Source organism: Marinomonas sp. A3A (assembly GCF_018336955.1).
Lineage (GTDB): Bacteria > Pseudomonadota > Gammaproteobacteria > Pseudomonadales > Marinomonadaceae > Marinomonas > Marinomonas lutimaris.
The window spans coordinates 1,368,309-1,391,143 of sequence record NZ_CP025532.1; the positions used below are offsets into that span (position 1 = coordinate 1,368,309).

The window sequence follows — 22,835 nt, forward strand, 5'->3', positions numbered from 1 at the left end:
CATGACGCCTTTTCGTATTGGCCATGGTTTTGATGTTCATAAATTTGGTGAGGGCGATCACATTGTTATTGGTGGCGTTTCTATCCCTTACTCTCAGGGCTTGATTGCTCATTCTGATGGTGATGTTGCACTGCATGCTTTGACCGATGCCTTGTTAGGTGCTGCGGCATTGGGGGATATTGGAAAGCATTTTCCAGATACCGATGTGGCTTTTGCAGGTGCGGATAGTCGGATTTTGTTAAAGCGCGCTTATCAGGAGGTACGGGCTCTCGGTTTTTGTGTGGGCAATATTGACGTCACTATTATTGCTGAAGCACCTAAAATGCGTCCTTATATTGATGCTATGCGAGCAAATATAGCCGAAGACTTAGCGGTGGATATCAGTGCTGTGAATGTAAAAGCAACGACGACGGAAAAGCTTGGCTTTACTGGTCGAAAAGAAGGCATCGCTGTCGAGGCGGTTGCTCTCATTTTTAAACAGGATCAAATATGAATACCGAATGGCGATACGCTTGGTCAAAGCCGACGGTTACCGGGGATTTGAAAACCCATGTACAAGATTTTTATGTTGAAGAACAGCTAGGTTTTGAACCTGATGGCAAAGGTGAGTTTTGTTTTGTGTTTATTGAGAAGGAAGGGGTGAATACGGATTTCCTCGCCAAGCGCTTGGCTCAAATTGCTGGTATTGCTCCGAACAAAGTGACTTACAGTGGTGTAAAAGATCGTCATGCTTGTACGCGCCAATGGTTTTGTTTGCATGTGTTAAATCAAGAACCTGATTTATCGACCATTCAGGAAGCGTTTAGAGAGCCAGAGAGTGTACGTGTAATTGCGCAGTTGCGTCATTCTAAAAAGCTTCGTACAGGCGCACATTTGGCTAATCGTTTTGTGATTAGATTACGTGGTGTTCATGGGGATTTAGACGAGCTAGAAGGGCGTTTAAATCTCATTCAACAGGCTGGCGTGCCGAATTATTATGGTCCTCAGCGTTTTGGGATAAACGGTAATAATTTGCACTACGGCAAGGACTTTGTTTTAAAAGGGCGGCAAAGTCGCCACAAATTATCAAAAACAGAATCCTTTTGGTTATCAGCTATACGTTCTTGGTGTTTCAATGAGGCGCTAAGTGATCAAGTTGAAAACGGTATGTGGATGCGTTTATGTGATGGCGATATTGCTCAGTTTCAGCATAAAGATGAGCAGTTTCGAGTGAAAGAGGTTGATGCCTTGATGCACTTGAGTGTAATGCGTGGCAGCGTAAGTCCCGTTTTGCCTATGATTAGTGAAGGTTGGGAGGCTGGTACTGGCCATCAGCGTGAACGAGTGATGAAAGCGTCTTTATCTGAGCGAATGGATTTAGTGGATGCCTTAATTGCTTTTGATCTTTCTAGAGATAGCCGGCTGGCGCGCCTTGTGCCAATGAATATGGCGTGGGAATTGCTTAGAGAGAAAGAAGGGAATGCGCAGTTAATCGTGGAGTTTTCTTTACCTAAAGGGTGTTTTGCGACCAGCCTATTGCGCGAAATGATAGATTATACGGATAAGTCAGTAGAGAAATATCATGAGAATATTGATCGCGAATGATGATGGTCTTGATGCGGTTGGCATACAAACATTGGCTAGGTATTTACGCCCAAAGTATGACCTTTTAGTGGTAGCGCCAGATCGTAATCGCAGCGGCGCTAGTAATTCTTTGACTTTATCCCGCCCTATACAGCCTATTGAGGTCGAAGAAGGGCAGTATCGTGTCGATGGTACTCCGACAGATTGTGTCAACCTTGCACTGTCTGGAGTAATTGATGGCGATGTGGATTTGGTCGTTTCAGGGATAAATCACGGTGCTAACTTAGGTGATGATGTTATTTATTCTGGTACGGTTGCTGCTGCTATGGAAGCGCGTCATTTAGGCCGTCCTGCTTTGGCAGTGTCACTGGTTGGTAATCAGCATTTCGATACAGCTGCGAAGGTTATCATGCAGCTTTTAAAAGACTCTCATACCCTTGAGTTACCGGTTGGTATTTTATTGAATATCAATGTCCCTGATGTCCCATATAGTGAGCTCAAAGGAATACAGGTGACACGTCTTGGTTATCGCCATAAAGCACAGGCACCTATTTCTGCTCAGCATCCTAGAGGCTTGCCTAGCTTTTGGATTGGTGCCTTGTCTGAACCTTATGATGTTTCTGAAGGAACAGACTTTTGTGCAGTAAAAAATGGTTATGTTTCTATTACGCCAATTCATACGGATATGACTTGCCATGAAGCTAAATTACCTCTTAATAAATGGACCGACACAATAACGCTATGAGCCTGCACGATCTCAACTGGTTAGTTTCACATTCTGAATCCAAAGCCTCTAAGATGGTTGATCAGCTTAGAGATCATGGGATTACACATGAAGAATTATTAGCTCTTATGGGCTCTATTCCTCGTCATGAATTTGTGGAACCTGCATTTTCGCACCTGGCTTATTCAGCAACGCCACTTCCTATAGGTCGCAATCAAACCATTAGCCAGCCGCTTACCGTAGCGAGAATGACCGAATGGCTTTTAGCCTACTCTAGGCTTGGTCGCGTGTTGGAAATTGGCACTGGATCTGGTTATCAAACTCGTATTTTGTCGCATTTTTTTAATAAAGTTCATACCATCGAGCGTCACGAGCCGCTTTATGTACAGGCTAAAAAACGCTTGTCATCAATGGGTATTAAAAATGTCGAGTACTTATTTGCTGATGGGCAGATGGGTTGGCCTAATAAAGTAGAGATGGATGCGGTTATTATTACCGCAATGGCAAGTAAAATTCCGTTAGCCTTGACGGATTGCCTGAAGCAGCAAGGTATTTTAATTATGCCGATTGATCATCCTAGTCCACAGATAGGCTGTTGGCGTAAAGAGGGTGATCGTTGGAAGTGCTTAGGGACAGAGCCTGCTTACTTTGTACCCTTATTAGAAGGAATGGAACATGCCTAAATGGCTTAGAGTATATTTGAGTGGCGTGTTAATGGGCGCTGCAGATGTTGTCCCAGGTGTTTCTGGTGGGACGATTGCTTTTATTGTGGGCGTATATGATCGACTTATTAACGCATTGAGTGGTGTTAATAAGGCGAGTTTGGCTATGTTATTTAAAGGTGATGTAAAAGCCTTATGGCGCCATTTTGATGGCGGTTTTTTATTGCCATTAGGCGCGGGTGTTGTCACTAGTATTTTTCTACTAGCAGGCTTGATTACACATCTTTTAGCTGTGTATCCAAGTTATCTGTGGAGTTTCTTTTTTGGACTTATCTTGGCGTCAGCTTATTTCTTGATTAACCAGATATCAGGATTCTCTTGGCGTCATTTTTTTGGGCTTATTGTCGGAGTGGCTGTTGGCGCTAGTTTGTCATTACTAGTACCTACCCAGTTAAATACATCCTATGTCATGGTTTTTTTCTCTGGAATGATTGCCATTTGTGCAATGATTTTGCCAGGGATCTCAGGTAGTTTTCTGTTGCTGATGATGGGGATGTACGGATTTATCTTATCAGCAGTTAAGAGTATGGATTTTGCTGTCATCTTTACTTTTGCTGTAGGTGCTTTGATTGGCTTGTTAACCTTTTCTAAAATTCTTCATTATTTGCTAAATCATGTAAGGTCTATGACTTTGTCGTTTCTTACAGGTGTTATGCTGGGGGCTCTGGTAAAAGTGTGGCCTTGGAAAGTGACGGATGCGTGGAGTGTGGTAGGTGACAAAAAGCTACCATTAGAAGAGCACCTTGTATTGCCTTGGGGGCTGCCAAACTATTATTGGCCGACTGATTTTTTGCTGCCAGTAGTGTTTGTTTTTATAGGCTTTTTGAGTGTGATTCTTATTTCTTACATATTTTTACGAAATTCGACAAATAGTAATAATTAATTTGAATTGGATATTGGGGTAAAGAATTATCTTCCGTTGCGTCTTTAAAAATCATGATTTTTCATCGCTAACTTGGTTAATAAGTCGGCTTGTTTTTTTGTGTTTTTTGCTGTCTGGATGCTCTTATGAAGTGTTGCATTATTCTGCAAAAAATAATCGAACTTATGCTTCAAATAATGCCAGTGTATCTTCTATTCCATCGTCTGGTTTTCATCGTGTTCAAAGCGGTGAGACCTTGTTTTCTATCGCTTTTCGCTACGGTTTGGACTATCGCGAGCTTGCAAAATCGAATCGTATTGATCCGCCTTACACTATTTATCCTAAGCAAAAAATTCGTTTGAATGGTGTTCAAAATACGGCGTCCTCAGCCACAAATAGTTCGACATCTTCTATCCCATTAATTGTATCAACTCCTAAAAATACAACACCCAAATCTGATCCAGTTGTTGCAATCAAAGCGCCTGAAAAATTGCCAAAAAGCGACACGAAAGACGAAAAAATATCAGGTGGTTGGTCTTGGCCTGTTGATGGAAAAGTCTCTAGGGGGTTTTCAAATGCTGGCGTTAGTAGTAAAGGTATAGATATAAAGGCTGAGAAAGGAGCACTCGTCAAAGCTGCAGCAGATGGAACAGTTGTTTATGCTGGCAGCGGTCTTATTGGTTATGGCAATCTCGTTATTGTAAAGCACAATGATGTTTATCTTAGTGCTTACGCCTATAACGAAAGGATACTAGTAAAAGAAAAGCAAAATGTTCGGGCAGGAGACTCCCTTGCTGTCATTGGTGGTAAGGGGGAGGATAGACCGCTACTTCATTTTGAGGTTCGTCGTGATGGGCAGCCTATTGATCCGTTGGATGTTTTGCCCAAAATAAATTAAGCGAAATTAGCGTTTTAAGGAGGGGACATGAAGTTTGCAAGCATGGATAAAGAAGCAGCTAAGGTTTCGAATATTGGAGATTTTGACCTTGATACAGTAGACGACGAGCTGGTGGGTGATGAGCTTGTTGATGAGGAAATGATTGATGAAGAATTTGAGTCCGCAGTAAGCGCTCGTTATGCTGAAGCTGATTCAAGTCGTAATCTTGATGTGACTCAGTTGTATTTGAGCGAGATTGGCTTTTCTCCATTGCTTACTGCGGAGGAAGAGGTATATTTTTCTCGTCTTTCTCTAAAAGGTGATCAGAAGGCGCGTAAGCGCATGATAGAAAGTAATCTACGCTTGGTGGTGAAGATTTCCAGGCGTTATCTAAATCGGGGGCTATCTCTACTGGATTTGATTGAGGAAGGTAACCTTGGTTTGATTCGAGCGGTGGAGAAGTTTGATCCAGAGCGAGGGTTCCGGTTTTCAACGTATGCGACATGGTGGATACGGCAAACCATTGAGCGCGCTATCATGAATCAAACACGAACTATTCGTTTGCCCATTCATGTAGTGAAAGAACTTAATGTCTATTTACGAGCAGCTCGTGAGCTCACTCAAAAGCTAGACCATGAGCCTAGCGCTGAAGAAATCGCTGAAATGTTAGATTGTCCTGTCGAAGATGTGCAAAAGATGTTGGGCCTTAACGAAAAGGTTAGCTCCATTGATGCGACATTCGGCGGAGAAAATAATGACAAGAGCCTAGTTGAAATTTTAGCGGATACTATTCATCAAGGCCCAGAAGCAGATCGCCAAGACGGTGACGTCCTGCACAGTATTGAGCTTTGGCTTGATGAGTTGAGTGAGAAGCAGTGTGAGGTTATTACACGTCGTTTTGGCTTGCGTGGACATGAAGCTAGTACGTTAGAGCATGTTGGCGCTGAAATTGGTTTAACTCGTGAACGTGTTCGTCAAATTCAAGTTGAAGCGTTGCGAAAACTACGCTTGATTATGGATAAAGAAGGTTTGTCGTTGGACGATGTAATTCGTTTTGATGACTAGGTTTTCGACCAAATATAGAACTTAAAAAAACCCGCTTTAAGCGGGTTTTTTTGTGTCTTGTTTTTAATCAAGCTATAACCCGTTATCTTCTTGCTCTTCTGGATTGGTGATTTCAAGAATATGTTGATGGATTTGCTGTTTGTACTTATCAGACATGCCTTTTACCTCATAGGCCAAGATTTCTTTGCCATTATCTTCAATCACTTCTGGAAGGCCTGTGAAAACACGATTCTGGATATGGGATAATGTGAAAATATCATCACTAATGACTAATTTGTTAATACTTTCTGATTCACTTAGCTGATGAATGTTGGTTAAAAGATTTTCTATTTTATCTGGCTCGAAACGATTTTCTTTTACCATATTGGTGACTTGGATGTTGCCTTGATGCATCCCTAAATGAAAGTTTAGTTTAGGGATGTCAGTATAGAGTTCATTTTCCAATAACTTATCGACTAAGCCCAAAAATAGTTGTGCAGTGCTAACGGCATTTATATAAAGGTTATCTTCAGAGTTATGCGCACTGAAAAGTACGATAGCAGAATCATTTTTGTATTGATGGACTTGGCCTAAGTAGACTTCGCTCGCTTGAAATATTGCTCGATATATCGGTGTTAATAAGTTGGCTACTTGCAGTGGCGTCATGTCTTTATGCCATTCTTCTAAATTAAGAATATCAAAATAGAGTACACAGCTGCGTTGTCTTGATTCTTCAAAGATGGCATCGAAGTTTATTTCAAATTGAGGTTTTACCACTGGCGAGATGGTTTCTTCCGCCTTGACAGGTTGTTCAATCGCTTCTTTTGGTCGTTCTATTGATTGTATTGTTTCAACTGCTTGAAATAGTGCTTTAGCTTCTTTGTATGCAGGTACTGGTAAATCGTTTGGTTTCCTGCCTTTGCTATAGTGAATCAGGGCGGAAGAGGCTTCATTAATTGGTGCAAAAAGCCATTTTGTAATTAAGATGATTAGCAATAATGCAATCGTACAAGTAAATATGGCCACGCCAATTAATAAGTTGTTGAGATGCTGTAATGTTGCTTGGGCGGGAGTTTTGTCTAACGTAATTAATACGTGACCGACGATTTCGTCTCGGAACTTAATACTGGAACTATACACTCTGTGGGTTTCACTAGGTCGAAAGTCTTGTTCAGATTGCATACCTGAATTACCACTATCCGCTTCAGCCAGTAGCTCGTCTTTTTTGTTATAGACTCGAGCACTCAGAATATTGTCATCGACAACGAGACGGTTGAGCAATACATTCAAGCTTAATAAATCATTGTTTAAGATAGACTGTGTAGCGTTGAAAGCGGCTTGAGTTGCTAGGCTGCTGCCAAGTACTTCGGTTTGCTGAGATAAATAATTGCCTAGCGCATGGGTCATCGTGTACCAGAAAATACACACAGTGAGGATCATGAGCGAGATAAAGGTGGCAACGGTGATGACTGATGCACTCAGTTTTTTGCGTATAAAAGCAGCGATAGCCTTGGTTTTCGATTGGGTGTCCATTCATTTCCTTCGGGGTAACTCAAATGACAGTAACTAAAGTATACACATCATAACGGCCGTTTTCTGAATTCTTTAAAGTAGAACAGGTGCTTAGCGAAAAGAAAACGATTTGTTATAGTAGGCGTCTTATCGAATTAGGAGCGTTTATGTCTGCCAGTATTACTCTTATTGGTTCTTTGAACCCTGAATATCTTGAAAAATTTAACGCTTGGTTAGACGTACGAGGTCTGCAAGGGGCAATTCGTTTATTGACGGATGCTCAGGATGCCGTTTCTGTGGCACAAGTTATGGTTGGTGATGGTGTAATGGATAGCGCTGTTATTCGTGCTGAACTGTTAACCTTATCTAATGACACCGGAATTGACCATATTTATCAGTCGACAATGCTAGATATTAAAGCATCAGGTATTGCTGTGTTCGATATGGATTCAACCCTGATTAAAGCTGAAGTGATGGATGAATTGGCGGTTGAGGCTGGAATTGGCGAACAAATTTCCGCTGTTACTGCGAGCGCTATGCGTGGTGAAATCGATTTTGTTGAAAGTTTTGTGCAGCGCTTAGCTTTGTTAAAGGGGTTGAGTAGCGAGGTCATGGATGGTGTTTATACTAGAATCCAGCACATGGATGGTATTTCAACCTTGATGAAGGTGTTACATCATTATGGTTGGCATACAGCGATTTTATCTGGCGGTTTTACCTATTTTGCAGATCGTGTTCAAGCAGAATATGGTATGTCTGAAGTACATGCGAACGTGTTAGAGATTCAAAACAATGAACTAACAGGTAAGCATTTAGGTGATATTGTCGATGGTGAGCGTAAGAAGCGTTTGTTGACGAATATTGTGGCTGAGCAAGGCGTTGATTGGCAACAGACGATTGCTTGTGGCGATGGTGCTAACGATTTGCTGATGTTAAATCATGCGGCTTTAGGTGTGGCTTTGCATGCTAAGCCTTTGGTTCGAGAGCAGGCACCATGTCCTATGAATAACCTTGGTCTAGAGGGGATTTTATATTTATTAGGTATGACATCTGAACAAATTAGAGCGTTGTCTGTTTAGTCATTCATCATCAGGCGTCATTTGTTAAGGTGCTAACGTAATTTTTTGTACTTGCGATAGAGACAGCTATTGTCCCCTTTAAAAGCTTGTTATGATTCTTAGTTATAATGATAACAAGCTTTGTTGGGGTGTTGTTTTGTCAGAAATACGTTTGTCTGATATAGATTTGAATCTGCTGTATGTTTTTCAGGTTTTAATTGAAGAGCTGAATGTTACCAAAGCGGCCACGCGACTTAATGTTTCTCAGCCAGCTGTCAGTCGTTCACTATCTCGACTACGTGATGTATTCGATGACCCATTGTTTATACGCACCTCTCATGGCTTGTCTGCTACTGCTAAGACTCAAGGCTTGTCACCACTTTTAGCAGATACGTTAAAGGGCCTCGAAAGTCTTATACAGCCGAGTAAATTTACTCCCGAAAATAGTAAACGTCGGTTTATTTTATCGACTACTGACTTTGGCACTCTAACCGTTTTGCCTAAAATTCTTGATCAATTTCGGCAAAAAGCCCCTGATGCTATCTTGGATGTAAAGTCTTGGAATGAAGATATGGTGGCTGAATTAGATCAAACGAGCATTGACGTAGCGGTCGCTGTTTTGTCTAAGGAGCCTCCAGCTGGTATTCGAGCAATGCGCTTAAAGAGCGATCGTATGGTGTGTTTAGCGCGTAAAGGTCACCCTAGCATTCAAGGTGAATTAACCTTAGAAAGCTATTTGCAAGCAAGTCATGTGCAAGTGGTGTTAGGTCGTCGAGAGTATTTCGCTGTTGATCGAGAATTAGATAAATTAGGACATAAGCGTCATGTTGCTGTGCATTTGCCTAATTTTGTGCCGGCCGCAAGAGTGGTAATGGACAGTGATTTGTTACTGACTGTTCCAAAACTTTTTGCTGAAGATATGGCGGCAACGGTATCTGAAATAGTGGTATATGAGCTGCCATTTGCTTCGCGTGAATTTGATTATTCGATGATTTGGCATGAACGCTTCCAACATGATGCCGCTCATGTTTGGTTTCGAGGATTATTAAGGCAGGCTTTTCTTGAGGCCTCTGCTTAATTTAAAATTTTTGACGCTTAACAAGGTGAACTTGATAAGCGAGTAATCCACTCTTTTGTTAATACTTCTACTAAGCTGTAGCGTCTAAGTGTCATGGCCTCTTCTAAATCTGCAAAATTCTCGTCTAGGTAGTCGTGAAGGATTTTGTCCCTTAAAGCGATGAGAGATCTAATTTGTTCCGCCTGTTCATAGGTAACATCTTTATTCGCAATAAGCGCGTTTAGAACCTCTTTACGTGACGAGATCTCGGTTTTGTAGTGGTGTTTTAGAACATAGCGAGCAAGATCTAGCATAGAAGCGACAAGTAGCTGAAAAGAATGCTCAATCACCATATTTTCATCTTTTGAATACGTGATAGTTCTCGCACCCTTTCTAAAAGCATCGAGTCGCTTGATCATCGCGTGCTGATGTTCATATAGGGATGTTTCCCATTCTACGTCTCTCATATTCTTTGCCTCTTTTGAGTGCTAATTGATTTTAGTATCTTTCAAATCAAGAGAACCAGCATACTGATTTTTCAGCATGCTGGTTCTCTTAGTCTAGGTGAGTTATGAAGAAAGAGGAAAGTTAGAAAGCAGAGAAAGGATAAAAAGGATAGGAATGACCGTACTCTACTTGTGTATTGGCTTTTACGTGCAAGTAACCTTGGCTTTCAGCCGCAGCGAGAAGCGCACCAGAGCTTTGTTGTGGATGCGCATAAGCTAATCCATCTTTTCCAATGGAAACTCGTAAGAACTCGTCTCGTTGGATCGTTTTGTTACGGTTGAAGCCTGCATCGACATGATAATACTGGGGGAGTTCAGCAATTTGACCGGAACAAATAGACAGCAAAAATTGTGCGAACCAATGATAAGTCACTAAGGTCGAGCTTGGATTCCCAGGTAGCCCAAGGAAGGGGACACCCTGAAGTGTTGCATGAACGAGTGGCTTGCCTGGCTTAATGGCAATTTTCCATAAATGTACTTTTCCTAGCTTTTCTAAGGCACCTTTCACATGATCTTCCTCACCGACAGAAACACCGCCAGATGACAGAATAACATCGCAGGATTGTATCAAGGTTTTTAGGGCCGCTTTAGTGTCTTCTACTGTGTCTGCTGCGTGAATACAGTGGCTGACATTATGGCCAGCTTGAGTGACAAGCGCGCTTAACATTGGACCGTTTGAGTTGTAGATTTGCCCAGCTTTTAGATTCTCGCCGGTAGGAATCAGCTCATCACCTGTTGTTAGTATTCCGACATTGAGTTGCTTGTAGACGATAACTTCAATGATCCCAAGGCTAGACAAAAGGCCAATGTGTATTGGCGTGATTTTTTCACCTGATTTAACGACCGTTTGGCCGATCTGCATATCTTGCCCTAACGGTCTAATATTGTCGCCAGTCGTCGGCTGTTTACTGAAGATGACTTTGTCACCTTCAAGCTCGGCATTTTCTTGCATTATCACGGTATCTGCGCCACTTGGGATATTCGCACCAGTGAAAATACGCGCACAAGTGCCCGGCATTAAAGGCTTAGGGTGTTGGCCGGCTGCAATTCGTTGACTAACGTTAAAGCGCTTACCAGCGTGCCAATCTGCACAGGCAAGAGCGTAGCCGTCCATCGCACTGTTGTCGTGAGGAGGAACTGATATTCCTGCGATAACGTCCGTTGCGAGAATGCGTCCAACTGCGTTTATAAGGGGGATTGTCTGCTGTTCCACACGAATGCTAGCGCTGCGCTTAATTTCTTCTAGAGCATCTTCAAAGGCGAGTAAAGTAGACATGTAAACTATGCCTCATGTTGGTTTGTTGTGTATGGGCCAATCAACATGCTGACAAAATTACAGGGTCTATGAGAGGCATTAAGTTGCTCTTCTAAAATACCATTCCATGCTGTTTTGCAGGCACCGGTAGAGCCAGGCAAACAGAACACCAGTGTTTGGTTAGCTAATCCAGCAATCGCGCGCGATTGAATGGTGGATGTGCCGATTTCTGTATAAGAAATTTGTCTAAATAGTTCACCAAAGCCTTCGATGGTTTTATCAAATAGTGGCGTCATGGCTTCTGGAGTGCTGTCGCGTGAATAAAAACCTGTCCCGCCAGTGATCAAAACCACGTGGGTTTGTTTGTCGGCAATCCAGTTTGATACGACGGCGCGCATTTGGTAAACATCGTCTTTCACTAGCTTTCTTTCATTGAGTGTGTGACCAGCCTTAGTCAACAGTTCAATTAGAGCGTCACCGGATGTGTCTTCTGCAATAGATCGAGTATCAGAAACGGTTAAGACGCTGATATTTAGTGGACGAAAAGGTGTCGGTGTTTTAGCCATGGGAATTCCTTGTTTAGCCTCCTGTAGCGCTCATAAAGCGTAAAATTTGCGGGGCTTCATCGAGATTAAAATGATGTTTTTCAGGTTTGAGTGCTAGTGCTTCAATAATCGCGTTTTCTAGTTCTGTTGAATTATGGTTTTTTGAATCTAATGGCGTTGAGCAATATGAGCTATTGCGCAGTACGGTTTTTAAATCTTTTGCATGTTCATTGCCGAGGCAGAGTAATAAACGGCCTTCAGCTGTCAGCCTGACGCGATTACAGGTATCGCAAAAGTTATGGCTGTGTGGCGAAATCACACCGATTTTGTGGTCATAACCTGCTACCTGATAATAGCGGGTTGGGCCGCTTGTGGTTGACGAGCTTGGCGTGAGTTCATAATGTCTGCCAAGCGTATTGATGACGTCGTCACTAGACAAGTAAGTTGCTGCTCGGTTATGGTCAGTGATAACGCCAAGCGGCATTTCTTCTATAAAACTGATGTCCATTTTTCGTTCTAAGGCAAATTGAGCCAGATCAAAAAGCTCATCATCATTATGATTTTTAAGCATCACACTGTTAATTTTTAGGCGTTTAAACGGCAGTTTGCTGGCAGCTTCTATGCCATCGATAACTTGTTGAAATTTATCTCTGCGAGTTAAGGCGTAAAATCGTTCTGCTTTAAGGGTATCAAGGCTGATGTTGATACGCGATACACCAACATCGAGTAGGCTTTGTGCCATTTTATAAAGTTGAGAACCGTTGGTGGTAATGGTGAGTTCTTCTAAGCCTTCAGTATTGGCTATTTGCTCAATGGCCCAAAGGATATTTTTGCGTACTAAAGGCTCGCCACCCGTAATTCGAATGCGCTTGGTGCCCATAGATATAAAGGTTTTGGCCACGTGAACAATTTCTTCTAAAGACAATATATGGTCTCTAGGCATGAAAGTGACATCTTCATCCATGCAATAGGTACAGCGAAAATCACATCGGTCAGTGACGGAAATGCGTAGGTAGTCTATTTTTCGACCAAATGGATCGATTAAAGCGGACGTTGACAAGAAAAATTACCCTTTATATATAAGTGTTCATCAAAGCAAAAAAATGCCTATTTAGCAAAGCGCTAGAAAAGATTTCGATAAGATTTTTAATATTATTTTAGTTTATGATGGTTTTATTCAGGTCGTCACTGAAAAAATGGCAAAACATGGATAATCATATACATAGGGGGAAATGGTGAATCAAGTCGTTAATCATCTAATCGGTTTGTTAAAGCTGGAGCGTGTGTCTGCGACTCAGTTTATTGGTCGTAGTCAGGATATCGGCTTTCCCAAGTTATTTGGTGGTCAGGTTATTGGTCAAGGCTTGAGTGCGGCCACTCAAACAGTTGAAGGGAGATTTCCGCATTCTCTACATTGTTACTTCTTGCGTCCAGGGGATTCATCTCATCCTATTGAGTACGAGGTTGAAGCAGTTCGTGATGGAAGAAGTTTTAGTGTCCGACGGGTAATTGCCTCGCAATTTGGTAAAAGTATTTTAGCGATGACGGTATCTTTTCATATTGAGGAAGAAGGTCTGGCTCATCAAGATGCTATGCCTAATGTCCCAGGTCCTGAATCGTTTAAGTCTGAATTGTCTCTCTATCGTGAGCATGCTGATGAAATTCCTTCTAAAGTACGGGAATTATTCACTGCTGATCGACCAATTGAGTATCGAATCGTAGAAAACCAGAACCCATTTCGTCCTCGTCCAGGGATTGCTAAACGCCATATGTGGATTCGTAGTGTGTCTGCTTTGCCTGATGATGCGTTAATCCATCAATCTATGTTGGCTTACACAACGGATTACGGTTTTATTGAAACCGCCTTGATGCCTCATGGTATTTCAATTGGTAGTCCTTATCTGACTGCTGCTAGTTTGGATCATGCAATCTGGTTTCATCGCCCATTTAGATTGGATGAATGGTTGCTTTATGTGGCGGATTCCCCATCGGCTGATTCAGGTAGAGGGTTTGTTCGCGGGCAAATCTTTAATCAGAAAGGGGAGTTAGTCGCTTCTACTGCTCAGGAGGGTTTATTACGTTATTCCCGTTAGGTTTTGGATCGAAATCTTGTTAAAGGCTGTGTTGTTTTAATGCCCAGATAATGTGCTCTTTCACTAATTCAGAAGAATGAGAGAGTGCGCTTTCTAAGGCTTGGATAGTGACTTTGTTTGTCGGCGCGTTCCCAAGTGCGACAGCAATGTTTCTGCGCCAGTTTTCAAAGCCTGTACGACGAATAGGAGAGCCTTCGGTATTTTTCAAGAAGGTCTCTTCATCCCACTCAAATAATTCAACCAGATCAGCTGAATCGAGATTGTGCCTAGGTTGGAAATCGTCTTCTTGCGTGTATTTGGCAAATTTTGTCCAAGGACAAACTAGCTGGCAATCATCACAACCAAAAATCCGGTTGCCCATTTTATTGCGTAGCTCTTCTGGAATAGGACCTTTATGCTCAATGGTTAGATAAGAAATGCACTTTCCCGCATCAAGTACCCAAGGCTCAACAAAGGCATCGGTTGGGCATTGAGTGAGGCAGGCGGTACAGCTTCCGCAATGCCTTGTCTCAGTTGGCTTATCGACAGGAAGCGGCAGGTTAGTAAATATTTCACCGAGCAAAAACCAGCTGCCCGCTTTTGGTGTTAGTAATAAGGTATTTTTGCCAATCCAGCCCATGCCGGCTTGTTCCGCAATTTGTCTTTCCAGAATAGGCGCGCTATCTACAAAAGCTCTGTAGCCATGATCGCCAACTTGTTGCTCTATTTTCTTAGCCAGTTGAGTAAGGCGTTTGCGAATTAATTTATGGTAGTCGCGCCCCAAGGCATAACGTGCAATATAGGCTTTGTCTTTGGTTTTTAGTCTTTCGACTGTTTCGACCGATTGGGGAAGGTAATGCATGCGAAGTGAGATGACACGGCGCGTCCCTGGATGGAGTTGCTCTGGGTAAAAACGCATGTCTCCATGATTGGCAAGATAGTCCATACCTGCATGGTATTGGTTATTCAGCCATTCATTAAATTCATCTTTGTATTGCGCTAGATCAGGCTCGACAATACGGGCTTCGGCAAAGCCCAATTCAATTGCCCATGATTTGATGTCATCAGCAAGTTGGCTTAATTCTTTTGGGCTGGATAAAGACGAAGGAAGCAAGGGAGTACCAAAACATTGGACGCTAGGCTAAAAAGCAGCCTAGCGTGAAGAACAAAAAATTAGTAAAGCTGAGAGTCGCCTTTAACAACATCCATCAATAGCTTGATGAACTTACGATCGGCTTCCGTGTGTTCTTCTTGTATTTTAATGGTGGTTTGGTTGGACACTTCTTCTGCAATACGTTGGTAAGCATTTGGCTGGTTGATATTTTCTTTGGCGATACGGACTAATTCTCCAGCGAGTTCTGGATCCATAAGCATCTTACGAAAACAGCGCAAAAATTCATCAATAACTCGTTGTTGGTTAAGCTCATTAGCCATGGTAAAACTCCTAATCAATTTATGCCGCTATGACACCATGAAGCGTAGGTTAGAGCAAGTTTTTATACGCTTTGTGTTGACAAATCTGAGGCACAAAGACAAAATGAAACGCAATATAATTCGACGACACCATGTCGATGACTCCTTTTTATGGGCCACTAGCTCATCTCAGTCAGATTCGTTCTGATAAGCACAAGTGTAGAATGGCGCAATATTGTTGTCCTATACTTCTCCTCGCGAAAAGACGCGGGCAGTGTAAAAACTGCGATTTATTGCGTTTGAGTGTTTCTTACTTTTAGATAAATGTTCCTTATTTTTAAAAGTTACCTCAGTTAGTTTAGCAAACTTCGTTCTATCAACTTTAATCTGCTTGTCTTATGCGGTTACAATAGCTGCACTAAAATTAAAAGACAGATAAATACTATAGAGGGTAACAAGGTGGAGTTATTATCCGGTGGTGAAATGATCGCCCGCTTCCTCAAAGATGAGGGAGTTGAATATATCTATGGTTATCCAGGTGGAGCCGCACTTCATATTTACGATGCTTTGCATCGTCAGTCTGACGTAAAGCATATTCTGGTTAGGCATGAACAAGCTGCAACGCATATGGCTGATGGCTATGCACGTGCCACGGGCAAAGCGGGTACGGTTCTTGTAACATCGGGTCCAGGTGCAACTAATACTGTTACTGGTATTGCGACAGCCTATATGGACTCTATTCCCATGGTCATTATTTGTGGTCAGGTTATGAGCTACCTGATCGGCGAAGATGCGTTCCAAGAAACCGATATGATTGGTGTATCACGTCCAATTGTGAAGCACAGCTTTACGGTTAAGCATCCTTCTGAAATTCCTATGATCATGAAAAAGGCTTATCACATTGCCAGTACTGGTCGTCCTGGCCCTGTTGTGATTGACGTGCCAAAAGACATGACCATGCCAGGTGATAAGTACGAATACAAATACCCAGAATCTGTTTCTATTCGCTCTTATACGCCACCAACGAAAGGTCACAGTGGTCAGATCAAAAAAGCAGTCGATTTGCTGTTAGCCGCTAAGCGTCCAATCATCTATGCTGGTGGTGGCGTTATTATGGGCGGTGCGTCTGAATCTTTGGTGAAACTGGCTAAGTCTTTAAACGTACCTGTAACTAATACCTTGATGGGCCTGGGTGGATACCCAGGAACAGATAAGCAGTTTGTTGGTATGTTAGGTATGCATGGCGCATACGAAGCGAATATGACCATGCATCACAGTGATGTGATTTTGGCTGTTGGCGCTCGTTTTGATGATCGTGTTACAAATGATCCTGATAAATTTTGCCCTGGCGCAAAAATTATCCATATTGATATTGATCCTGCTGCTATTTCTAAAACCATTCGTTCAGATGTGCCAATTGTTGGCCCTGTTAGTCAGGTTTTAGAAGAAATGCTGTCTTTGGTTGAAGGTCAAAGTTCAAACACAGAAGCGCTTGTTGGTTGGTGGAAGCAAATCAATGAATGGCGTTTAGTGCACGGTGGTCGCTATGACACGAGCAGCGAAAAGATCAAGCCTCAAGCAGCGATCGAGGCGTGCTGGCGTGCTACTAAAGGCGATGCTTATGTTGCGTCTGACGTAGGCCAGCACCAAATGTTTGCCGCTCAGTATTATAAATTTGATAAGCCAAACCGTTGGGTTAACTCTGGTGGTTTAGGCACGATGGGTTTTGGTCTTCCTGCTGCAATGGGCGTGAAGATGAACTTCCCTAAAGAAACCGTAGTTTGTGTAACAGGTGAAGGCAGTATTCAAATGAATATTCAAGAGCTTTCTACCTGCTTGCAATATGGTTTACCGGTTAAAATCTTGTGTTTGAACAACGGTTACTTAGGCATGGTTCGCCAGTGGCAAGACATGAACTATGAAGGTCGTTACTCAAACTCCTACATGGACTCATTGCCTGATTTCAAAATATTGATGGATGCTTACCGTCATAAGTATGTTGAAATTCGAACTAAAGATGAACTCGATGCCAAGATGGAAGAAGCGTTTGCAATGACAGATCAATTGGTCTTCATTAACTGTTACGTGGATCCAGAAGAGCATGTATATCCAATGCAAGTGCCTCGCGGCTCTATGCGAGATATGTTCTTGAGCAAGACGGAGCGTACCTAATATGCGACATATTATTTCTGTATTGATGGAAAACGAGCCGGGTGCTTTGTCGCGAGTAGTTGGTTTGTTCTCACAGCGTAACTTTAACATCGAATCATTGAACGTAGCGGCAACGGATGATCCAACCTTGTCTCGCCTTACATTGACGACATTTGGTTCAGATCAGGTTGTAGAGCAGATCACCAAACAACTTAATAAGTTGATTGATGTGGTGAAGCTGGTGGACTTGACTGAAGGTCAGCACATTGAGCGTGAGTTGATGCTGGTTAAGGTTCGTGCTACTGGTGCTCAGCGCGCTGAAGTGAAACGTACAGTTGATATCTTCCGTGGCAACATTGTGGATATGACGCCGTCTATTTATACGATTCAAATCGTTGGTGAGTCAGATAAACTTGATGGGTTCTTACAAGCGTTGGGCGGCGCTCATTTGCTTGAAGTAGTTCGTACTGGTGTATCTGGTATCGCTCGCGGTGAAAAGACACTGTCTTTATAATCGTCTACTATTTTTGTAGTGGTCTTATAGATAGACTGAAAAAGCCGCGCTTATCCGCGGCTTTTTTTATGCGTAAATGATGGGTATTAAGTGAGGGTTAAATGGATAAAACGAATTGGAAACTGCTCAAGTTGCTAGAGCAGAATGGCCGTTTGACCTACGCAGAATTGGGTAAAATGGTTCATCTGACTGCACCTGCGGTCGCGGAGCGAGTACGCAAATTAGAAGAGTCTGGCGTGATTACTGGCTACAGTGTCCAAGTCAACTTAGAAAAAGCAGGGATACCGATTACTGCCTTGGTAGAATGTCAGGTTTATCGTACCAAAGAGCGAGAATTTAAAGCACTCGTTATGGGCTTAGATGAAGTGATTGAATGCTACAACGTAACAGGGCCTTATGCTTTTGTACTCAAAGTAGGGGTGAAGTCTATGTCTAAACTTGATGCATTGTTAGAGCGGTTAATTGATTTGAGCGATACCAACACCATGATGATAATGACCACACCAGTCAAACGCATCATGCCATTAAATATCGCTCAAGAGGATTAGCTTACCGCGACTTCTGCTGTGATGGCTTTTCTTGGCCACTGACTAATAATCATCCCTGTCATGATAAAACCACAACCAACCAGAGCACGAGTTGAAAGAATTTCCTCCATAAATATCCAGCCCCCTAATACGGCAAATACCGCTTCAGATGAGAGAATAAGAGCGCTTATACTCGGCGAAACATTTTTTTGCCCTAGCGTTTGTAATGTGAAGGCAATACCGGATGAAGCGACGCCAGCATAGACCAGAGGCCACCAAGCCATTTTAATGCCTTCAAGTGTCGGTGTTTCTAATGTGAAAGCGGTGATAGAGGCTAATAGCGTTGCTACGAAAAACTGAACAATAGAAAGTGGCAAAGCGGATACATATCGAGATAAATAACCTATTAGCAATACATGTCCTGTCCAAAAAAGAGTACCTAGTAGCTCTATCGCATCACCTTTATTGATGGATAGGTTTGGCCCAACGGTTAAACTGTAAAGGCCAACTAACGCTAGTCCTACTCCAATCCAAGTATGTCTCTCGGTTTTATGGCCCAGCAGAAGTCCTAATATCGGCACGAACACAATATACATGCTGGTGATGAATCCAGCATTCCCTGCCGTAGTGTATTGCAAACCTATTTGTTGACACGTAAAGCCCAAGAACAAGCAGCTTCCTGCAGCGAGCCCCCCTAACCAAAGCTTTCGATTATTTTGAGATTGCTTGGGTTTAAAAATAAACAATAAAGGTAAAAGCGACAATGTTGCTAATAGAAAACGCATAGCGTTAAAGCTGTGTGGCCCAAGGCTTTCCATGCCAACACTTTGGGCAACAAAGGCAAAGCCCCAAATGGCGGCGGTAGCCCATAAAAAAATATGTGCAATAGACATAGCTAATCCCCAATTATTGGTAACGGAGTGGCTATTTTACGGAGTGATGGTAAGTTTCCACAGATGAAAGAAAAGGTTATTCGAGCGCTTGGCTTTGGATAAAAAAGTAAATTTAAGGTTTTTCTTTTGCAATGCAGAGTTCTAACTAATTGATTTTCGGACATCTTAATATATTTACTTTTGTGTCACCTAAAAGGTTAAAAAATAGGCTGACAGGCGAATTATTAGGCTGTACAGTTGCGCCAAATTATATGGTCGATTTTAGCTGTTAATTTAGACCGTCTTTAGCTCAATTTTAAGAGAATTAATTGTTATGACATTCAGTGTTTGGTTGGCAACGGCGCCGTTGTTAATGTTGCTGTCTTTAGGGCCCGGCCCAAATAATTTTACTGCGATGCACAATGGCATTCAGGTTGGCGCGACTAAAGCTGTTATTGCTGTGGTTGGTCGAAATCTAGCTTTTAGCATCTTGATGTTAATTTCCGCGCTAGGTTTAGGGGCTATTATTGTTTCTTCTAGCTTTTGGTTTAGTGTTATCAAATGGTTCGGTGTCGCTTACCTGTTTTATGTTGGCATCAAAACATGGCGTAGTGCAGCCATGGTGCTTGAAGAACATGAAAGTGAAGTCGGAATCAAGGCGAAACGTGGACACCTTGCGAGAATGCGCCAAGAGTTTTTAGTAGCGATCGGCAATCCTAAAGCGGTATTGCTTTTTACGGCTATTTTTCCGCAGTTACTGGATCTTAGTCAGCCTGTTCCTATGCAGTTTTTCTGGATGGGATTAACTTTTTGTTGTACGGAGTTTATTGCGGCTTATATTTACGCAATGAGCGGCAAGCAGATTCGCCGTTTGATTCGCAGCCCTAAAGGTATGAAAAACCTTAACCGCGGAATGGGCAGTGTGTTCGTTTTGGCGAGTGCTTTTTTAGCAACGGCAACACGTTCTTAAAAAGTTTGTAGTGTAATTTAAATAAAAAAAGGTGACGCTAGGTCACCTTTTTTTATTTTTTACATTTTGTGTTTTAGCTTAAATAACTTTTTTAGCTGTGTTCTTTTAAGAACTCTTCGCTTAGGTACAACTCTTCGTTACTGTTTACTTTCACATCACGGTCTAGAATCATTTTCGCGATTTCTTGCGCTTCTTCTAAGGAGTGCATTTCGTAAGTGCCGCATTGGTATTCGTTCAACTCTGGAATGTCAGATTTAGCTTTTACTTTCAATACGTCTTCCATTGCTGCTTTCCAAGAAGCAGCAACAGTGTCTTCAGAAGGTGTGCCGATTAAGCTCATGTAAAAACCAGTACGGCAACCCATTGGCGAAATGTCGATAATTTCGACGCTATCACCATTTAGGTGTTCACGCATGAAGCCCGCAAACAAATGTTCTAATGTGTGAATGCCTTTCTCAGAAAGGATTTCTTCGTTTGGTACACAGAAGCGTAAATCAAACACTGTGATGTCATCACCTTTAGGTGTAGACATGGATTTAGCAACACGAACGGCTGGTGCATCCATACGAGTGTGGTCGACACGGAAACTGTCTAATAATGGCATAAAATCTCTCCTACTGAACTCAACGAAATCATCGTTGCTTTATAAATGGTGATATCAATTGCCGTTATTGTACATGAAGTTTTGAACCTTTGATCGGACTTTTTGGTGATCGTAAATATTCATAACTGAGAGCTAAGCAGAAAGCGATAATAGCAAACAGCATGCTTTGACCAATGAAAAACACCATGCAGCTACAGCTTATTAAGGCAACTATAGCCAATATTTGGGCTGCACGATTGACCAATTTGAAAGCGGCAACGCAGGTTAATGTGTAAATAAGCAGAAAGCTGCCGTTTGTCATTTCAATGAACCATGACATTTTCCAGTCAGAGACCTCTGAAAACACAATAGAGAATAAAGTGATTAAACCAACCAGTAATACTGCTTTTTCAGGTGCGCCATTTTTATTAAGCCCGATAAAAGTTTTAGGTAAGGCGCCTTGCTGTGCCATAGATTGCACCATACGAGAGAAACCTAAGATATAAATGGCCACGTTGGCGAAGGCGATAATATAAGCGCCAACAGCAAAGAATCGACTGCTCGTTTCGCCCATTAATTTGCTAACTAACAATGCTAGAGATTGGCTGTTGGTAATTTCGTCGCCGTAAGTGTGATGCCAAGCAATGAGTAGTACTAAACTTAGGTAAGCAAGAATAACTATAGTGATGCCACCCAGTAATGCGATTGGGAAATCTCTGGTTGGATTTTTGAACTCAGCGCCCATATGGGCCATGACTTCAATGCCTAAGAAACACCAAAATATAACGCCTGTGGCGTAAAGTGTTTGTTGCCACTCAACGGCGGTTACGGGTGCTTCAATAACTTGGCGACTGTCTAAAATATCACCAATATAGCAAAGCCACAAAATAGTACCAATCATCACGATGACAATAGCAGTTTGAAACCTAGCTGAGGTTTGCATGCCTACGATGGCAAAGAAAAGCATGCCAGCAAGGGTTAATAAACTAAAGGCAAGAATCCATTCATCAGATGTTTTAAAAATAATGGTCAAATACGCCGCTGCGACCTTTATAGCAACTGCAGGGCCAACCAATAGAATACTTAAAAACAACCAGCCCACTGCTTTTTCATAGCGCGACCCAAATGCTCGACCAATATAATGTGATGCTCCTCCAGCGGAAGGATACTTGGAGCCAAGTAACGCAAAAATAAATGCAATTGGGATAATCATTGTGGCGGTGATTAACCAAGCATAAAAAGCAAAGGATCCCGCCTCTGCAACAGACATGGCGGGCAAGATCATCAGGCCAGTACCAATAAAGGTAGTCACCGTCATTGCTATGCCTTGTAGCGGGCCAAGAGTTTTTTGGTATTGGTTCATTTGTTTGCCTTTACTTGTTAAATTCTGTAGCTGTTATTTGTTGTCGCTAAGGATAAAATACTTATATTAGCAATACGCTATACAAGTTGACCCCATTAAGGCGCATTTTGCCGGAATGACCGTCAAGTTGAATAACTAATAATAAAAGGGGGTTTGGGTGGCCGATCATTATGATCAAAAAATATTAGCTTTACTGGTTGACGATGCTCGGCTTTCTGTTTCAGACATTAGTCGGCAAGTTAATTTATCTCGTTCCGCGGTGACAGAGCGCATTCGTCGCATGGAAGATAATCGAACCATCACTGGCTATCATGCACATACTTCGGTTTCAAAAGAAGACGGCGTTACTGCTTATTTGGCCTTAACTTTTAGACCTTTGTCTTGCGATCTTGTGCAGCCTTTGATTGAGGCTATTCCAGAGGTAAAGCTTGCCCATTCTATTAGTGGTGATTTGGATTTGTTGCTTTTAGTTCAAGCGAGCTCCATGGCACGTTTAAATGCGATTCGTAGTGAGATGGACAGCTGGCCGAACCTTCATAAAATAGTGACGCACATGTGCTTATCAAATCGTCTTGATCGTTGGTGAGTCGTATTTTAGAGGCTCTGTCAGAGCAATTGCGAATTTATCTGATAACTGCTTGAATT

25 protein-coding genes are annotated in these 22,835 nt (G+C 42.3%); 15 read left to right on the plus strand and 10 right to left on the minus strand.

Translation table 11 applies throughout. The features are described 5' to 3' along the window. Window position 1 precedes the first annotated feature (1 nt). From ispF to rpoS, 7 genes are all read left to right on the plus strand, one after another. Window positions 2–493, plus strand: a complete 492-nt coding sequence (gene ispF / locus CYL31_RS06360; protein WP_212918102.1) for a 2-C-methyl-D-erythritol 2,4-cyclodiphosphate synthase — start codon at window positions 2–4, stop codon at window positions 491–493. After that, window positions 490–1,584, plus strand: coding sequence for a tRNA pseudouridine(13) synthase TruD (gene truD, locus CYL31_RS06365; RefSeq protein ID WP_212918103.1), 1,095 nt, complete (start codon window positions 490–492; stop codon window positions 1,582–1,584). The genes ispF and truD overlap by 4 nt, the downstream gene beginning before the upstream one ends. Further along, window positions 1,562–2,308 (plus strand): 5'/3'-nucleotidase SurE, encoded by a 747-nt coding sequence (surE, locus tag CYL31_RS06370; protein ID WP_212918104.1) that lies wholly within the window; start codon window positions 1,562–1,564, stop codon window positions 2,306–2,308. The genes truD and surE overlap by 23 nt, the downstream gene beginning before the upstream one ends. Beyond that, window positions 2,305–2,970, plus strand: coding sequence for a protein-L-isoaspartate(D-aspartate) O-methyltransferase (locus CYL31_RS06375; protein ID WP_212918105.1), 666 nt, complete (start codon window positions 2,305–2,307; stop codon window positions 2,968–2,970). The genes surE and CYL31_RS06375 overlap by 4 nt, the downstream gene beginning before the upstream one ends. Next, window positions 2,963–3,892, plus strand: a complete 930-nt coding sequence (locus CYL31_RS06380; RefSeq protein WP_212918106.1) for a DUF368 domain-containing protein — start codon at window positions 2,963–2,965, stop codon at window positions 3,890–3,892. Before CYL31_RS06375 ends, CYL31_RS06380 begins: the two co-directional genes overlap by 8 nt. Window positions 3,893–4,022: 130 nt before the next feature. Beyond that, window positions 4,023–4,769 carry a peptidoglycan DD-metalloendopeptidase family protein gene (locus CYL31_RS06385; protein ID WP_249411711.1) on the plus strand — a complete coding sequence of 249 codons (747 nt, stop codon included), beginning with the start codon at window positions 4,023–4,025 and terminating at the stop codon, window positions 4,767–4,769. A gap of 27 nt (window positions 4,770–4,796) precedes the next feature. Further along, window positions 4,797–5,813, plus strand: a complete 1,017-nt coding sequence (rpoS, locus tag CYL31_RS06390) for an RNA polymerase sigma factor RpoS (protein WP_212918107.1) — start codon at window positions 4,797–4,799, stop codon at window positions 5,811–5,813. 72 nt (window positions 5,814–5,885) lie between these two features. Here rpoS and CYL31_RS06395 read toward each other — a convergent pair whose 3' ends face one another. Then, on the minus strand, window positions 5,886–7,325 hold the full coding sequence (locus CYL31_RS06395; RefSeq protein ID WP_212918108.1) for an AhpA/YtjB family protein: 1,440 nt from the start codon (window positions 7,323–7,325) through the stop codon (window positions 5,886–5,888). 146 nt (window positions 7,326–7,471) lie between these two features. On the opposite strand from CYL31_RS06395, the gene serB reads away from it, so the two are divergent. Then, the gene (gene serB / locus CYL31_RS06400) at window positions 7,472–8,383 is read left to right on the plus strand and encodes a phosphoserine phosphatase SerB (protein WP_212918109.1); all 912 of its coding nucleotides are present in this window, start codon (window positions 7,472–7,474) and stop codon (window positions 8,381–8,383) included. Window positions 8,384–8,519: 136 nt separating this feature from the next. After that, window positions 8,520–9,440, plus strand: a complete 921-nt coding sequence (locus tag CYL31_RS06405) for a LysR family transcriptional regulator (protein ID WP_249411712.1) — start codon at window positions 8,520–8,522, stop codon at window positions 9,438–9,440. A 17-nt stretch (window positions 9,441–9,457) separates the two neighbouring features. Here the strand turns inward: CYL31_RS06405 and CYL31_RS06410 are convergent, their stop codons facing one another. From CYL31_RS06410 to moaA, 4 genes are all read right to left on the minus strand, one after another. After that, entirely contained in the window at window positions 9,458–9,886 is a 429-nt protein-coding gene (locus CYL31_RS06410; protein ID WP_212918111.1) for a HepT-like ribonuclease domain-containing protein, read from the minus strand. 121 nt (window positions 9,887–10,007) lie between these two features. Further along, on the minus strand, window positions 10,008–11,201 hold the full coding sequence (locus tag CYL31_RS06415) for a molybdopterin molybdotransferase MoeA (protein WP_212918112.1): 1,194 nt from the start codon (window positions 11,199–11,201) through the stop codon (window positions 10,008–10,010). 5 nt (window positions 11,202–11,206) lie between these two features. Further along, window positions 11,207–11,746: a molybdenum cofactor biosynthesis protein B gene (gene moaB, locus CYL31_RS06420; protein ID WP_212918113.1), complete on the minus strand. Its 540-nt coding sequence runs from the start codon at window positions 11,744–11,746 to the stop codon at window positions 11,207–11,209. 13 nt (window positions 11,747–11,759) lie between these two features. Continuing rightward, complete coding sequence (gene moaA / locus CYL31_RS06425; RefSeq protein WP_212918114.1) at window positions 11,760–12,785, minus strand: GTP 3',8-cyclase MoaA; 1,026 nt, start codon at window positions 12,783–12,785, stop codon at window positions 11,760–11,762. Between the two features lie 175 nt (window positions 12,786–12,960). On the opposite strand from moaA, the gene CYL31_RS06430 reads away from it, so the two are divergent. Then, a complete protein-coding gene (locus tag CYL31_RS06430; protein ID WP_212918852.1) occupies window positions 12,961–13,818 on the plus strand; it encodes an acyl-CoA thioesterase in 858 nt (285 codons plus the stop codon). A 19-nt stretch (window positions 13,819–13,837) separates the two neighbouring features. Here CYL31_RS06430 and queG read toward each other — a convergent pair whose 3' ends face one another. Together queG and CYL31_RS06440 are read right to left on the minus strand one after the other, a co-directional pair. Next, on the minus strand, window positions 13,838–14,911 hold the full coding sequence (queG, locus tag CYL31_RS06435) for a tRNA epoxyqueuosine(34) reductase QueG (RefSeq protein ID WP_212918115.1): 1,074 nt from the start codon (window positions 14,909–14,911) through the stop codon (window positions 13,838–13,840). 59 nt (window positions 14,912–14,970) lie between these two features. Then, window positions 14,971–15,231, minus strand: coding sequence for a hypothetical protein (locus tag CYL31_RS06440; protein ID WP_012069032.1), 261 nt, complete (start codon window positions 15,229–15,231; stop codon window positions 14,971–14,973). Between the two features lie 438 nt (window positions 15,232–15,669). Here CYL31_RS06440 and CYL31_RS06445 point away from each other — a divergent pair, with 438 nt between their 5' ends. The 3 genes from CYL31_RS06445 to CYL31_RS06455 all read left to right on the plus strand — a co-directional run bounded on the left by CYL31_RS06445 (window position 15,670) and on the right by CYL31_RS06455 (window position 18,423). Further along, window positions 15,670–17,382, plus strand: coding sequence for an acetolactate synthase 3 large subunit (locus CYL31_RS06445; protein ID WP_212918116.1), 1,713 nt, complete (start codon window positions 15,670–15,672; stop codon window positions 17,380–17,382). A 1-nt stretch (window position 17,383) separates the two neighbouring features. Continuing rightward, window positions 17,384–17,875 (plus strand): acetolactate synthase small subunit, encoded by a 492-nt coding sequence (gene ilvN, locus CYL31_RS06450; protein ID WP_012069034.1) that lies wholly within the window; start codon window positions 17,384–17,386, stop codon window positions 17,873–17,875. A 101-nt stretch (window positions 17,876–17,976) separates the two neighbouring features. After that, window positions 17,977–18,423 carry an Lrp/AsnC family transcriptional regulator gene (locus CYL31_RS06455; protein WP_212918117.1) on the plus strand — a complete coding sequence of 149 codons (447 nt, stop codon included), beginning with the start codon at window positions 17,977–17,979 and terminating at the stop codon, window positions 18,421–18,423. Here the strand turns inward: CYL31_RS06455 and CYL31_RS06460 are convergent. Next, complete coding sequence (locus CYL31_RS06460) at window positions 18,420–19,295, minus strand: DMT family transporter (RefSeq protein ID WP_212918118.1); 876 nt, start codon at window positions 19,293–19,295, stop codon at window positions 18,420–18,422. The genes CYL31_RS06455 and CYL31_RS06460 overlap by 4 nt on opposite strands. Window positions 19,296–19,608: 313 nt before the next feature. Between CYL31_RS06460 and CYL31_RS06465 the strand changes: the two genes are divergently transcribed. Next, complete coding sequence (locus CYL31_RS06465) at window positions 19,609–20,244, plus strand: LysE family translocator (protein WP_212918119.1); 636 nt, start codon at window positions 19,609–19,611, stop codon at window positions 20,242–20,244. A 91-nt stretch (window positions 20,245–20,335) separates the two neighbouring features. Here the strand turns inward: CYL31_RS06465 and luxS are convergent, their stop codons facing one another. Next, a complete protein-coding gene (gene luxS / locus CYL31_RS06470) occupies window positions 20,336–20,848 on the minus strand; it encodes an S-ribosylhomocysteine lyase (RefSeq protein ID WP_212918120.1) in 513 nt (170 codons plus the stop codon). A 64-nt stretch (window positions 20,849–20,912) separates the two neighbouring features. Then, window positions 20,913–22,190, minus strand: a complete 1,278-nt coding sequence (gene yjeH, locus CYL31_RS06475) for an L-methionine/branched-chain amino acid transporter (RefSeq protein ID WP_212918121.1) — start codon at window positions 22,188–22,190, stop codon at window positions 20,913–20,915. 157 nt (window positions 22,191–22,347) lie between these two features. Here yjeH and CYL31_RS06480 point away from each other — a divergent pair, with 157 nt between their 5' ends. Further along, window positions 22,348–22,776, plus strand: coding sequence for an Lrp/AsnC family transcriptional regulator (locus tag CYL31_RS06480; protein WP_212918122.1), 429 nt, complete (start codon window positions 22,348–22,350; stop codon window positions 22,774–22,776). The last annotated feature ends 59 nt before the right edge of the window (window positions 22,777–22,835 follow it).